The organism is Ensifer sp. MJa1 (assembly GCF_037026475.1).
Taxonomy (GTDB): Bacteria; Pseudomonadota; Alphaproteobacteria; order Rhizobiales; family Rhizobiaceae; genus Ensifer.
The window spans coordinates 1-12,410 of the sequence record NZ_JAKUMO010000021.1 but is presented as its reverse complement, the minus strand read 5'-3'; the positions used below and the strand labels follow the sequence as shown (position 1 = coordinate 12,410).

Annotated in this window: 12 protein-coding genes, 1 other RNA gene and 1 pseudogene; 8 read left to right on the top strand and 6 right to left on the bottom strand. The window is 63.1% G+C overall.

Features of this window, described 5'->3' with window-relative positions; all coding sequences use genetic code 11:
• Window positions 1-25: 25 nt before the first annotated feature.
• Window positions 26-736, bottom strand: coding sequence for a c-type cytochrome (locus MKZ91_RS24085; RefSeq protein ID WP_336173554.1), 711 nt, complete (start codon window positions 734-736; stop codon window positions 26-28).
• 156 nt (window positions 737-892) lie between these two features.
• Here MKZ91_RS24085 and MKZ91_RS24080 point away from each other — a divergent pair, with 156 nt between their 5' ends.
• The 3 genes from MKZ91_RS24080 (at window position 893) to MKZ91_RS24070 (ending at window position 3,148) form a co-directional block, all read left to right on the top strand.
• Window positions 893-1,660 (top strand): 3-deoxy-manno-octulosonate cytidylyltransferase, encoded by a 768-nt coding sequence (locus tag MKZ91_RS24080; RefSeq protein ID WP_336173553.1) that lies wholly within the window; start codon window positions 893-895, stop codon window positions 1,658-1,660.
• A gap of 13 nt (window positions 1,661-1,673) precedes the next feature.
• Entirely contained in the window at window positions 1,674-2,528 is an 855-nt protein-coding gene (locus tag MKZ91_RS24075) for a prephenate dehydratase (protein WP_336173552.1), read from the top strand.
• Window positions 2,529-3,010: 482 nt separating this feature from the next.
• Window positions 3,011-3,148, top strand: coding sequence for a DUF1127 domain-containing protein (locus MKZ91_RS24070; RefSeq protein ID WP_064817013.1), 138 nt, complete (start codon window positions 3,011-3,013; stop codon window positions 3,146-3,148).
• Between the two features lie 71 nt (window positions 3,149-3,219).
• Here MKZ91_RS24070 and MKZ91_RS24065 read toward each other — a convergent pair.
• The 4 genes and pseudogenes from MKZ91_RS24065 to MKZ91_RS24050 form a co-directional block, all read right to left on the bottom strand.
• Window positions 3,220-3,586 (bottom strand): annotated as a pseudogene (locus MKZ91_RS24065) (VOC family protein).
• 76 nt (window positions 3,587-3,662) lie between these two features.
• Window positions 3,663-4,370 carry a helix-turn-helix transcriptional regulator gene (locus MKZ91_RS24060; protein ID WP_336173551.1) on the bottom strand — a complete coding sequence of 236 codons (708 nt, stop codon included), beginning with the start codon at window positions 4,368-4,370 and terminating at the stop codon, window positions 3,663-3,665.
• A gap of 32 nt (window positions 4,371-4,402) precedes the next feature.
• Window positions 4,403-5,383, bottom strand: a complete 981-nt coding sequence (gene nudC / locus MKZ91_RS24055) for an NAD(+) diphosphatase (RefSeq protein ID WP_336173550.1) — start codon at window positions 5,381-5,383, stop codon at window positions 4,403-4,405.
• 2 nt (window positions 5,384-5,385) lie between these two features.
• A complete protein-coding gene (locus tag MKZ91_RS24050; RefSeq protein WP_336173549.1) occupies window positions 5,386-5,835 on the bottom strand; it encodes an HIT family protein in 450 nt (149 codons plus the stop codon).
• Between the two features lie 64 nt (window positions 5,836-5,899).
• Between MKZ91_RS24050 and ffs the strand changes: the two genes are divergently transcribed.
• The 3 genes from ffs (at window position 5,900) to MKZ91_RS24035 (ending at window position 8,274) form a co-directional block, all read left to right on the top strand.
• An RNA gene (ffs, locus tag MKZ91_RS24045) (signal recognition particle sRNA small type) lies at window positions 5,900-5,997 on the top strand.
• A gap of 45 nt (window positions 5,998-6,042) precedes the next feature.
• Complete coding sequence (locus MKZ91_RS24040) at window positions 6,043-7,911, top strand: DNA polymerase III subunit gamma/tau (RefSeq protein ID WP_336173548.1); 1,869 nt, start codon at window positions 6,043-6,045, stop codon at window positions 7,909-7,911.
• Window positions 7,912-7,950: 39 nt separating this feature from the next.
• A complete protein-coding gene (locus MKZ91_RS24035) occupies window positions 7,951-8,274 on the top strand; it encodes a YbaB/EbfC family nucleoid-associated protein (RefSeq protein WP_065773867.1) in 324 nt (107 codons plus the stop codon).
• A 71-nt stretch (window positions 8,275-8,345) separates the two neighbouring features.
• Here MKZ91_RS24035 and MKZ91_RS24030 read toward each other — a convergent pair whose 3' ends face one another.
• Window positions 8,346-10,172: a hypothetical protein gene (locus tag MKZ91_RS24030; protein WP_336173547.1), complete on the bottom strand. Its 1,827-nt coding sequence runs from the start codon at window positions 10,170-10,172 to the stop codon at window positions 8,346-8,348.
• Window positions 10,173-10,309: 137 nt separating this feature from the next.
• Here MKZ91_RS24030 and recR point away from each other — a divergent pair, with 137 nt between their 5' ends.
• Both recR and MKZ91_RS24020 read left to right on the top strand, forming a co-directional pair.
• Window positions 10,310-10,915, top strand: a complete 606-nt coding sequence (gene recR, locus MKZ91_RS24025; RefSeq protein WP_113538848.1) for a recombination mediator RecR — start codon at window positions 10,310-10,312, stop codon at window positions 10,913-10,915.
• 42 nt (window positions 10,916-10,957) lie between these two features.
• Window positions 10,958-12,196 (top strand): lytic murein transglycosylase, encoded by a 1,239-nt coding sequence (locus MKZ91_RS24020; RefSeq protein ID WP_336173546.1) that lies wholly within the window; start codon window positions 10,958-10,960, stop codon window positions 12,194-12,196.
• The last annotated feature ends 214 nt before the right edge of the window (window positions 12,197-12,410 follow it).

Genomic DNA, 12,410 nt, shown 5'->3' with positions numbered 1-12,410 from the left:
AAGCGTCTTTCTTGGACCGCTGAACTTATTGAGCCGGTGCCGGCTGGCCTTCGGCAGGCTTGGCTTCCGTGGCCGGTGCGGCCTGGCCTTCAGCCGGCTTGGTTTCGGCAGCCGGTGCAGCCTGACCTTCGGCGGGCTTCGCGCCTTCAGCGCCCGCAGCCGGGGCCGCTTCGGCAGAACCGGCAGAAGCGTCCGGAAGTGCGGCCGGCGAATCGGCCTGCGCGCGCAGCCAGGCGATCAGGTTGGCGCGTTCGTCCGGCTTCTTGACGCCGGCAAAACCCATGGCGGTGCCCGGAACGTGCTTCTTCGGTGCTTCGATGAAGAAGCTGAGGTGGTCATAGTCCCAGACGACCTTGCCGCCTTCGGCAAAGGTCTTCATGCCGGCCGAGTAGCTGAAGCCCTCATGCGAGGCGATCGGACGGTTGACGAGGCCCCAGAGGTTCGGACCAACTTTGTTTGCGCCGCCCTTGTCGGCGGTGTGACAGCTTGCGCACTTCTTGAAGACGGCTTCGCCGGCAGCGGCGTCGGCCGTGAGCAGCAGCGGCTTGATATCGACTTCGGCTTCTTCCTTGCCACCGGCGCCGGCTTCAGCCGTACCCTCTTCGGCGACGATCGCGAAGCCTTCCTTCTCGGGAGCCTCGGAATGGAAAATGCCTTCCGATGCAATGGACACGGACATCAGAACGAAGACCGTCCCCAGAAAGGCACCCACGCCCATGTTCACATATGAATTCATCTGCAAACGCTCCCTTTGCCACCGGCGCAAACAAAAACCCGGCCTATCTTGAAATCGCGCGGAACCTATGTCTTTTGGCTCTGCGTTGCAACAGTGATTATCGGCCCCTAACTGAGACTAATTGACACTTTCAGCGGGGTTTTTGAAGGCCAGATCATGAATCGCGAAAATTCAGGTAAAGCCATCGTGCTCATTCCGGCGCGCATGGCTTCGACACGCCTGCCCGGAAAGCCGCTTGCCGATATTTGCGGCCTGCCGATGATCGTCCAGGTGGCCAGGCGGGCCCAGGAAGCGGATGTCGGCCGCGTCGTTGTCGCCGTCGACGACCAGCAGGTGTTTGACGTCGTGCGCGGCGCCGGCTTCGAAGCGATCATGACCCGCATGGACCACCAGTCCGGATCCGACCGCATCTATGAAGCGCTGCAGAAGGCTGACCCGAGCGGCGAGGCCGAGATCGTCATCAACGTGCAGGGCGACCTGCCGACGGTCGAGCCCACCGCGATTCGCGCAGCACTCAATCCGCTCGAAGACGCGGCTACCGATATCGCGACGCTGACGGTGGCGATCTCCGAGGAGAGCGAGAAGACCAATCCGAACATCGTCAAGGTTGTCGGTTCGCCCCTCAGCGCGACACGACTGCGCGCGCTTTACTTTACCCGCGCGACCGCGCCCTATGGCGAGGGTCCGCTCTACCATCACATCGGTCTCTACGCCTATCGCCGCAAGGCGCTCGAGCGCTTCGTCTCGCTTCAGCCTTCCGTGCTCGAACGACGCGAATCGCTGGAGCAGCTGCGCGCGCTCGAAGCCGGCATGCGCATCGATGCCGAGATCGTCGATTCGGTTCCGCTCGGCGTCGACACGCCGGTGGAGCTGGAAAAGGCCCGCCGTATCCTTTCCGCCCGTATCCATTCCGAAAGAGCCTGAGAAGGACGCTACCGTGACCGTGAAGACCAACAGGATTTCCTTCCAGGGCGACTATGGCGCCAATTCCGACATGGCCTGCCGCGACATGTTCCCGTCAATGGAGCCGCTGCCTTGCCAGACCTTCGAGGACGCCTTCGTTGCGGTCGAGAACGGCGACGCCGATCTCGCCATGATCCCGATCGAGAACACGATCGCCGGCCGTGTCGCTGACATTCACCACCTGCTGCCCGAATCGCGGCTGCACATCGTCGGTGAATACTTCATGCCGATCCGCTTCCAGCTGATGGTGCTGCCGGGTGTGACCCGCGACGAGATCCGCACCGTGCACAGCCATATCCACGCGCTCGGCCAGTGCCGCAAGATCGTCCGCTCCAACGGCTGGAAGCCGGTGGTCGCCGGCGACACGGCCGGTGCTGCCAAGCTCGTCTCGGAAAAGGGTGATCGCACGATGGCGGCGCTCGCACCGCGGCTTGCCGCCGATCTCTACGGCCTCGAGATCATCGCCGAGAACGTCGAGGACACCGAAAGCAACGTCACCCGCTTCGTCGTGCTTTCGCGCGAGGAAGTCCGCGCGTCGCGCGCGGCCGACGATGAGCTGATCATCACCACCTTCGTCTTCAATGTCCGCAACATCCCGGCCGCCCTCTACAAGGCCATGGGTGGGTTCGCCACCAACGGCATCAACATGACGAAGCTCGAGAGCTACCAGCTCGGCGGCAAGTTCGTGGCAACCCAGTTCTATGCCGATATCGAAGGACATCCTGACGATGTCGGTGTGCGCCACGCCATGGACGAACTTCGCTTCTTCTCCGAAAAGGTCCGCATCCTCGGCACCTACAAGGCGCATCCGATGCGCGGCGTTCTCTGAAGGCAGGCTCAGTCTCGCTCGAAAATGCCTCGAAAGGGGAAGTCGGGTGAGACAAGCCTCCAAACTTCTTCGGACGCAACGTGCCGATGCCATCTTTCGCGCAGTGTGGTCCCCCAGTACGGGGCAACCACCGGGACTTCTGTGGCGATCCCCGCTCTTACCTGATCGGCATCCAGCGCTCAAAGCGCTGGAACTCAGACGGACTTTGAAAGCCCGCAATCGGCTCCCAGTGGCTTTCCGGCATCCAAGTCTTCTCCACCTGGCTAAGATCTTTGATTGTGGTGCGGCGTCCGCTCCGGATCGCTATTCGACCCGATTGCCCATGAGAATCATCAGCTTAACGGAACGCCCGCCGCTGAAGAAAGTGGCAAAAATTCGTTAACCGGCTACGCGTCTGGCGCATGCCTAGTTTGCAATCGCGGCGGTACACAAATTTTAGGCAAATGCCTACTTAACGCCCGTTCAAGTATGGAGTGTTAAAGATGAAGATCCGTCAGAAGATCATGGAATATGCGAAGACCCGCCGTGCAATCCGCGAGCTGAACGCTCTCGACGATCATGCACTGAGCGACATCGGTCTGTCCCGTTCGCAGATCCAGGCCGCCGTTTACGGCCGCTAATCAGTACCATTCGCGCATCCCGCCGCTCTAAGCTTTAAGCTGGCGGGATGCGCGCCGCGTATCCCTCTCGGTCACGAATCGTAAAGGCAGACGCGCAGCCGGTGACCATCCGGATCGAGCGCGACAAAAGTCGGACCGAAATCCATCTCGGCCAGTTCCTGCGCAATCGGCAGGCCCTTTTCCTTCCAGTCCTCATAGTGCGCGCGCACCGCGCCCTCATCCTCCACCATGAATGCCAGCTCCGATCGATGGCCCGACGCTGTCGGCTCCGGCGCGACCGTGTGTTCGGCCCAGAGCCCGAGCGTGAAGCCCCCGGGCAGTTCGAAGGATGAGAAGGTCTGGTATTCGACCTGCGGCTGCTGTTCGAGTATTGCGATAGAACGCCACGCTTGCCAGCGGGTCCTTGACGTAGAGAACGATGAGATTTGCCTTGGCCATGCTGTTCCTCCTTGTTGCGGGAGTTGCAGGCTAGGCGCGGTTGCTGCCAATTCCTGTCAGCATGACACGGCGCGTCTCAGGAGCCGACCTTCTGGCGGCTGGACGCTGTCATGTTCTGGCTGGCGCGCCAATCCTTCATCAGCACCTGGCGGCGGCGGGGATACCGCGCTTCGGTCACGGTCATCCGCTGCATGCGGTCGGCGCGAAAATGCCGGAAGTCCAGGCGGAGCTCGCACCAGGCCATGACCATGCGGACATTCTCGAAGAAGCCGAGCGCAAAAGGCCAGATGGTGCGCTGCGTTGGGGTGCCATCATTGTCGACGTAGTCGAGTTCCACCTTGCGCTCGCTGCGGATCGCGCGCCTGAGCGCTGCAATGTCGATACCGTTTGTGGCCGGCGGGCTCGGGCCGACGAGCAGGGTCGAACTGTCGAGTTCCTCGCGAAGCTCGGCCGGCAGCACCGCAGCGATCTTGGCAAGGGCGTTTGCCGCCGCCCCCGCAAGATCGTCGTCGGTCCGCTTGGAAACCCAGCGCGAGCCGAGCACCAATGCCTCGATCTCCTCAGCAGAGAACATCATCGGCGGCAGCATGAAGCCGGGTTTGAGCACATAGCCGAGCCCCGGTTCACCCTCGATATGGGCGCCCTGGGCCTGGAGGCTGGCGATGTCGCGGTAGAGCGTTCTGAGGCTGACGCCGGTTTCTTCCGCCAGCTTCTGGCCGCTCACCGGCTGGCGATAGCGCCGGAGCACCTGCAGAAGATCGAGCAGCCGTTCGGAGCGGGACAAACCGAACTCCTCCTATCGCCGTCCTGATTCCATCACGCCCGTTCGCCCCACGCGAGCCAGTCGCGCATCAGCTGGTGCGCAATCGCGCCCTTTGGCGGCGGAATATGCTCGTCGCCGGTGTTGGCAACGCCGGTCGAGCGTTCGAGCATCGCGATCGTTTCCTCACGCGTGAACCAGCGAACGTCCTCCAGCTCCTGCTCGTCGCGCTTGATGGTGGTCGATTTCGCCTCGGCATAGCAGCCGATCATCAGCGTGTGCGGCATCGGCCAGGGCTGTGACGCGTGGTAGCGCACCCGGCCGACATGGATACCGGACTCCTCATGCGTTTCTCGGCGCACCGCGCTTTCGATGGTTTCGCCTGGCTCGACGAAACCGGCGAGACAGGAATACATGCCTGGCGCGAAATGCGGGCTGCGGCCAAGCAGGCAGAGATCGCGGTCGAGATCGATCGTCATCATGATGACGACCGGATCGGTGCGTGGGAAGACCATGTGGCCGCAGGCGGTGCAGACGCGGCGATAGCCGCCGGCCGTGCCCTCCATCGGGCCGGCGCAGCGGCCGCAGAAGCGGTTGTTCGCGTTCCAGGTAATCAGGCTCGATGCCTGTGCGAACTGGCCGAGCAGTTCCTCGGGCAGCATCTGCTGGCGATAGAGCGTGCGACCGTCGGCGATCTTGAAGGGCTCGGTGATCGTCTCTTCGGTGAGCCCCGTCGGCACGGCAAGCCGCGGCTCGCCGTTCGGCAGGTAGCCAAGCAGGATCGTTTCGTCGAGTACCGGTTCCAGCCCGTCGAGTTCGTAAGGGGCAAACAGCGGGTCGATGATCTTCTCGTCGTGCTTGACGATCAGCTTCGGCCCGGAAAACGCCAGGAAATGCGCACCCGGATGTTTGAGCGCCCGCTCGATGCAGTCATCGGCGCGATGTTCGGACTGGCGGTCCAGATGGTTTTCGGAAAAGGCGACGAGCGTGCTCGGCTCCGGATGCGGACTACGAAGGTCAAAGATGGATTTCGTCATGTTCAGAGGTTTTCCAGAATGCGCGCTGCAAAGTCCCGATGTTCATTCTCATCCCACGGCTCCGACTTGCCGAAGCCCCAGACCGGCCCAGGCCAGTTCGGGTCGCCGTCGCTGCGGGCGATGATATGCACGTGAAGCTGCCGGACGATATTGCCCAGCGCGCCGACATTGATCTTCTCGGCGCCGGTCACCTTCTTCAGCGCGGCGGCGGCCATGTTCGTCTCGAAGGTCAGCATCGTCTGATCGAGCGGCGTCAGGTCGAAAACCTCGGAGATGCCTTCACGTTGGGGAATGAGCACGAGCCAGGGCCAGCGGCGGTCGTTCATCAGCCGCATCTGGCACAGCCCGATCGAGGCAATCGGGATGCCGTCACGTTCGAGCCGCTCGTCGAGGGTGAAGGGCGCCAACGGGTTCTCCTCGGGCAATGGCAAGAGATTCGCCTTGTTTTGCATATCGATATCAGTTTTTTGATGGCTTGGCTTGCATTTGCTTTCGATATTGCCGATATGGAAGCCGGGAGGTTGGTGGTGGACGAGCCACTCGCCAACCGGGTCAGGTCCGGAAGGAAGCAGCCCTAACGAGCCCCGGCACGGGTCATCGTGCCAGCCTCCCACCTTCTCCGTCCTGTCGGGACAAGAGTTCGAACAGCGGCAGGGTCGATGAGCGACGACACGTCCATTTCATCCGTTGAGAAACCGGCCGCCTACCGCGTTCTGGCGCGCAAGTACCGCCCCAAGGACTTCTCCGACCTGATGGTCGGCCAGGAACCGATGGTGCGCACGCTCACCAACGCGTTCGAGACCGGCCGCATCGCCCAGGCCTACATGCTGACCGGGGTGCGCGGGGTCGGCAAGACCACCACCGCCCGCATTCTCGCCCGTGCGCTGAATTACAAGACACCGGATATCGACAGGCCGACGATCGACCTGCGCGTTCCCGGCGAGCATTGCCAGGCCATCATGGACGGCCGCCATGTCGACGTGATCGAGATGGACGCTGCCTCGCATACCGGCATCGACGATATCCGCGAGATCATCGAGCAGGTGCGCTACCGACCGGTATCGGCGCGCTACAAGGTCTACATCATCGACGAAGTGCACATGCTCTCGACCCAGGCCTTCAATGGCCTGTTGAAGACGCTCGAAGAGCCGCCGGAGCACGTGAAGTTCATCTTCGCCACCACCGAAATCCGGAAAGTGCCGATCACGGTGCTGTCGCGCTGCCAGCGCTTCGACCTGCGCCGCATCAGTGCATCCGATCTCGTCGGCCTGTTTTCGATGATCCTTGGCAAGGAAGGCGTTTCCTTTGATCCCGAAGCGCTGGCGATGGTTGCCCGTGCTGCCGAAGGCTCGGCGCGCGACGGCCTGTCGCTGCTCGACCAGGCGATCGCCCATGGCGGCGGCACGGTCGAGGTTGAAACCGTCCGTTCGATGCTCGGCCTTGCCGACCGCGCCCGCATCGTCGATCTCTTCGACCATGTCGTCAAAGGTGACGTCGCCGCGGCGCTGCAGGAGTTCACTGCACAGTACGAAGCCGGCGCCAATCCGACGGTCGTGCTGACCGATCTTGCCGATTTCACCCATCTCGTCACCCGCATGAAATATGTGCCCGAGGCGGTCAACGACCAGTCTTTGAGCGAGATCGAGCGCACCCGTGGCGCCGTCTTCGCCGAGAGCGTCGCGGTGACCGCACTCTCGCGCATCTGGCAGATGCTGCTGAAGGGCATTCCGGAGGCCGAAAGTTCGTCGCGTCCGGCCGGGGCAGCCGAAATGGTGCTGATCCGGCTGGCGCATGCGGCACATCTGCCGGCGCCGGAAGAGGCCGCACGGCGCTTGCTCGAACTATCCGGCAATGAGGGCGGCGGCGCCCGTCCGGGACCGGCCGGCGGCAACGGCGGCGGGGCGCAGGCTTCGGGATCGGGATCGATTTTGGCGCAGGCGACCCAGGCAATGCCGGTCCAGCGGCCGACGAGCAACGGCGCAACCATGCTGCGCGCGGTGCCGGATGCCGCACCACAGCCGATGGCCGCCGGTCGCATCGAGGAGCGGCCGGCTGTAGCCGTGGCTGCCAAGCCGCAGCCGTCCATGCCGGTCAATTCGATCGCCGATATCGCCGAGCTCTGTGCCAAGAACCGCGACATCAAGCTGAAGACGCTGGTTCGCGGCTTCCTGCGGCTGGTGCATATCGAGCCGGGTCGTCTCGACGTCAACGTCTCCGACGACGCGCCGAAGACCCTTCTCGGCGAAATCGCGGTCAAGCTCAAGGAATGGACCGGCATCCACTGGATCGTGAGCTACAGCCGCGAAGCCGGTGAGCCGACGTTGATCGAGGCCGAACAGCGGGCGCAGGAGCAGCGCGTCAACGACGCGCGTCAGGACCCGGACGTTGCCGCCATTCTTGCCCGTTTCCCAGGCGCCAAGATCACCGACGTGCGCATCCGCGCCGTTGAAGAAGAGGTCGAGAGCCAGGCTCCGGCCACAGCCGAATCCGCCGATGGTGATATCGTCCCCGGCGACGATATCGAATAAGGTCATCGAGCAGCAGACAGTTAAGAACAGGAGACGACGATGCGCGACATCATGGGGATGATGGGCAAGGTCAAGGAAATGCAGGCCAAGATGGAGAAGATGCAGGCGGAGATCGCCGCACTCGAAGTCGACGGTGCCTCCGGCGGTGGTCTCGTCACCGTCCGTCTCGACGGCAAGGGCAACCTCAAGAGCCTGAAGATTGACCCCTCGCTCTTTAAGGAAGACGATGTCGAAATCCTCGAAGACCTGATCGTCGCCGCCCACAAGGACGCCAAGGACAAGGCCGAGGCCGTCCAGGCGGAAAAGACCCGCGAGTTGACCGCAGGCCTGCCGATCCCGCCCGGCATGAAGCTGCCGTTCTGATCCATCCCCCGTGCTGATCCATGCCATGACGCGAGGCGGGATAGGGGCGCAAACGCCGGGCAGATCCCGTCTCAAATATTGGGCGCTTGCGGCGGCTCCGGCCGCGGTGGGTTGGCCCCGCGTGGATTGGTGTCCATCGCCGCCGTGATCCTGAGGTCCACCTTCTGGCTTGAAACCGACGGAATGGGACGCTGGTCGAGTTCCGCGCCGATCGCCGCAAGCTTTGCGGTGAAGTCGTTCAGCGCCAGGCGATCGGTCCGCGAGACACCCACAAGGCCGCTCGGGTGGTATTCGGTGAGAATCGCCGGATAGTCGATGGTGTGATCCTTCGCCGGTTCCCGGTACCTGTTGAAGAGTTTGCGCAACTGCTCCGAAAGCGTCGGCAGCATCGTCATCGCCCGGCGCCAGCGGTGTTCATTGAAGTCGAAATCCCTGAGCACGACGTCGCCGGCCCGGTCGCCGAGCATGCTGAGGAAGTTCACCGTATCCGCATCCATGTCGAGGTTGAGGCCGCCTTCCTTGGCGTCGTTCAGCCGGACTTCGACGATGCGCTCGCTGTAGCCATGCAATTGGCTCTGCAGCGTGTCCTGCCAGTTGCGCGCGGTGTCGAGGATGGCGCCGACGAAGCCGAGCAGGCCCTCGACCGGATAGACCGGCGTCGCCTTTCCTTCTGCGGTACGCCGCGGAAGATGAACGCGGCTTCCGCCTGAGCCATCCTCGTCTTCGCCGTGGCGCCGTGGATCATAACTTGCAAGAGAGATGCCGAAGGTCGGCCGGCCGGGCAGCAACCCGTCGAACAGATGGATCGGAAAGTTGCTGGTGATGCCGCCGTCGGAAAACAGGCAGCGGATATGGGTCGAAGGATCGCGCCGGGCCGCCGCCTTCAGCGAATAGTCATAGCGGTAGAGCGGCACGGCCCGGATCAGTCCAGGAAAGCTCAGGCTCATGCGGGCGATGATCGCCACCGGTAGCTTGGCCGCCGGCGGCAACTGGTAGAAGTCCTTGATCCCGTCCGGTCCGACGAGGTCACGTGGTTTGCTCTCCCTGATCAGGTAAGCCATCACTGACGGCGGAAACAGCTTCTCGAATTCAGACTTGCGGTAATTGTGCACCCGGTCGCCGAAGGGCAATTCGTAGGGCCGCCGAGAGGAAAGGTCGGTCGTGACGCTTTTCAGCGTGATGTCGTACGCCTCGAGATCGCCGATCGTCAGTGGCCGCGCTTCGCCATTCGGACGCACGGGCCCGGCAATCGCTTCGATCCGTTCGGAGATCCAGTTGGTGAAGGCCGGTTTGCCCATGCCCGGCTGCGTGAGGCCGCTGCAGAGCCCGAAGTCATGGGCCGGCAGGGTGACGGCGATTGCCCGATAGAGTTGGTAGGCGAGCATTACCGCCATGGCGATCAGCGCCACGAGCAATCCGAGAAAACCAAGTGCCACGCCGCCTGCCGCGCCCGCCGCGGCCAGCATCGCGAGGCCGGGAAGGGCGGCGAGCAGCAGTGGAACGTGAAAGACCCTTATGGCTTCGAGGCTCGCCGCTGCCACCTTGCTTTTCCTGGCGCGCACCATCGCCATGCCCAGGCGAAACAGCGGTGTCGTTGCCGGTGAAGGCTGGAAGAAGGTCGGCAGATTGGCGGCAAGCTCCTTCGGCATGGCGTCGATCAGGGCGAACCCCGCACTCTTGTCTTCCGGCGTCTCCGCACTCTGACGTCGATACTCGGCGGCGGCCGTCATGACGGCGGCGATGGCGCCGGCCGACGTGCCGCCGATATGCATGAAGCGGTACCGCGTCGCGAGGCCGGTGACGGCGCGAGGGAAGACGACGCCCGAAGTAATGCCGCCCTTCATGATCAGGTCGCATTCCTCTGTCGGTTTGGCGTAGCGGAAAGGCGTATCGCTCATCGTAGCCTCCATCTGCCGTCAACAATAAATTGTGCTTCGCGCGAATGCACGTCGATTCGTTTGGGATCGCCTGAGGCGGCTGCGCCTGCTGTGCGAAGACGATTCCGTTTGCGGTCGAGATGAGCTAAAAGCGCGGCATGGCAAAACGAGTCACTGGCCCAGAAATCGAAAAACTCATCCAGCTCCTGGCGAAAGTCCCGGGGCTCGGGCCGCGGTCTGCACGGCGGGCAGCGCTCCATCTCGTCAAGAAGAAGGACCAGTTGCTGGGCCCGCTCGCCGATGCGATGGGGGAAGCACACCGCAAGGTCAGGATCTGCTCCTGCTGCGGCAATGTCGATACGATCGATCCCTGCACCGTCTGTTCCGACGAGCGCCGCGACCAGTCGGTGATCATCGTCGTCGAGGATGTGTCCGATCTCTGGGCGCTGGAGCGCGCCGGCGCGATGAACGCCGCCTATCACGTGCTCGGCGGCACGCTCTCGCCGCTCGACGGCGTCGGTCCTGACGATCTCAACATCAAGGGGCTGGTGCAGCGCGTCGCCAATGGCGGGGTGCGCGAACTGATTATCGCCGTCAACGCCACCGTCGAGGGTCAGACGACCGCCCATTACATCACCGACCAGCTCGAGGGCATGGAGGTGAAGATCACCCGGCTCGCCCATGGCGTGCCTGTTGGCGGCGAACTCGACTATCTCGACGAGGGCACGCTCGCCGCCGCCCTTCGCGCCCGTACATCGATCTGAACCGATTTGCGAACGCCGCGATCCAACCGATAGGGAAGCCTTATGCTGAGACTTCTGGCACTTTCGACCTTGCTGTTCTGTGGCTGGTTCGGGCTCGCACATGCCGCGACGAAGGCGGATGTCGAGGCCCAGTTCCGTGCCTGGCTTCAGAACGATCTCTGGCCGGAAGCGCAGAAGGCGGGCATTTCCGCCGGTTCGTTCAAGGCCGCTTTCGCCGACGTGAAACTCAACTGGGACCTCCCGGACCTGGCGCCGCCCGGCTTCCCCAAGCCGAAGGAACAGAAGCAGAGCCAGGCGGAGTTTTCCTCGCCCGGCAGCTATTTTTCCGAAAAGCGCCTGCAGGGTCTGGCGGCGACCGGCCGAAGCCTTGCCGCCACCCACGCATCGACCCTGAAGAAGATCGAGCGCACTTATGGGGTGCCTGGCTCGGTGATCGTGGCGATCTGGGGCCGCGAATCCGGCTTCGGCCGCGCCAAGATCCCCTATCCGGTGGTCGATGTGCTGGCGACCAAGGCTTTCATGTCGACGCGGCCGGATCTCTTTCGCCGCGAGCTGATCGCGGCGCTGCACATTCTCGACAGCGGCGATGTCGACGAAGCGGCGATGCGCGGCTCCTGGGCCGGCGCCATGGGCCAGCCGCAGTTCATGCCGTCGAGCTTCCTGCAATATGCTGTTGATTTCGACGGTGACGGTCGCCGCGACATCTGGAACTCGGTGCCCGACAGCCTGGCGTCGATCGCCAACTATCTCGTCAAGAAGGGCTGGCAGCGCGGCCGCGACTGGGGCTTCGAAGTCACCATTCCCGACAGCGTTTCCTGCGCCCAGGAGGGCCCCGACCTCGCCCGGCCGCTGTCGGATTGGGCAAACAAGGGCATCGTCAGGATCTCAGGCAAAGCCTTCCCGTCACAGGAACTGTCCGCGTCGTCGATGATGCTGGTTCCGGCCGGAAGGCACGGGCCAGAGTTCATTGTCACGCCGAATTTCTACGTGCTGAAGGAATACAACAACTCCGATCTCTACGCGCTGTTCATCGGCAACCTCGCCGACCGGATCGCAACCGGCGGCGGCGCATTCCGCGGTGCCTGGGGCGATGTCGGCAACATGCTGCGCTCGGACGTTCTGAAGATGCAGAAGGCGCTGGTCGCCAAGGGCTACGATGTCGGCAAGGTCGATGGTCTTCCCGGCTATAAGACGCGTCGCTCGCTCGGCGACTGGCAAGCAAAAAGCGGTCTTGCCGCGACTTGCTTCCCGGACGCGTCGCTCAAGGCGAAGTTGCGATAACGGTTTCATCAGGACGAGAAGGCCGGTCGGCCGGAGAAAACCGAAAAAAACAGGAAGGGGCCCGCACCGCGAGGCCCCTTGCCTTTGTCTGTCAATGTCGGCGGCTGCAACAGACGCCGCTGTCGGGCAACCGGCCGCTAGGGTCAGGACTTCGGTAACGGGGCCGTCTGAGTCAAGTAAAGCAAGTCGACCGCAGTAGCGCAGTCATGCTGCC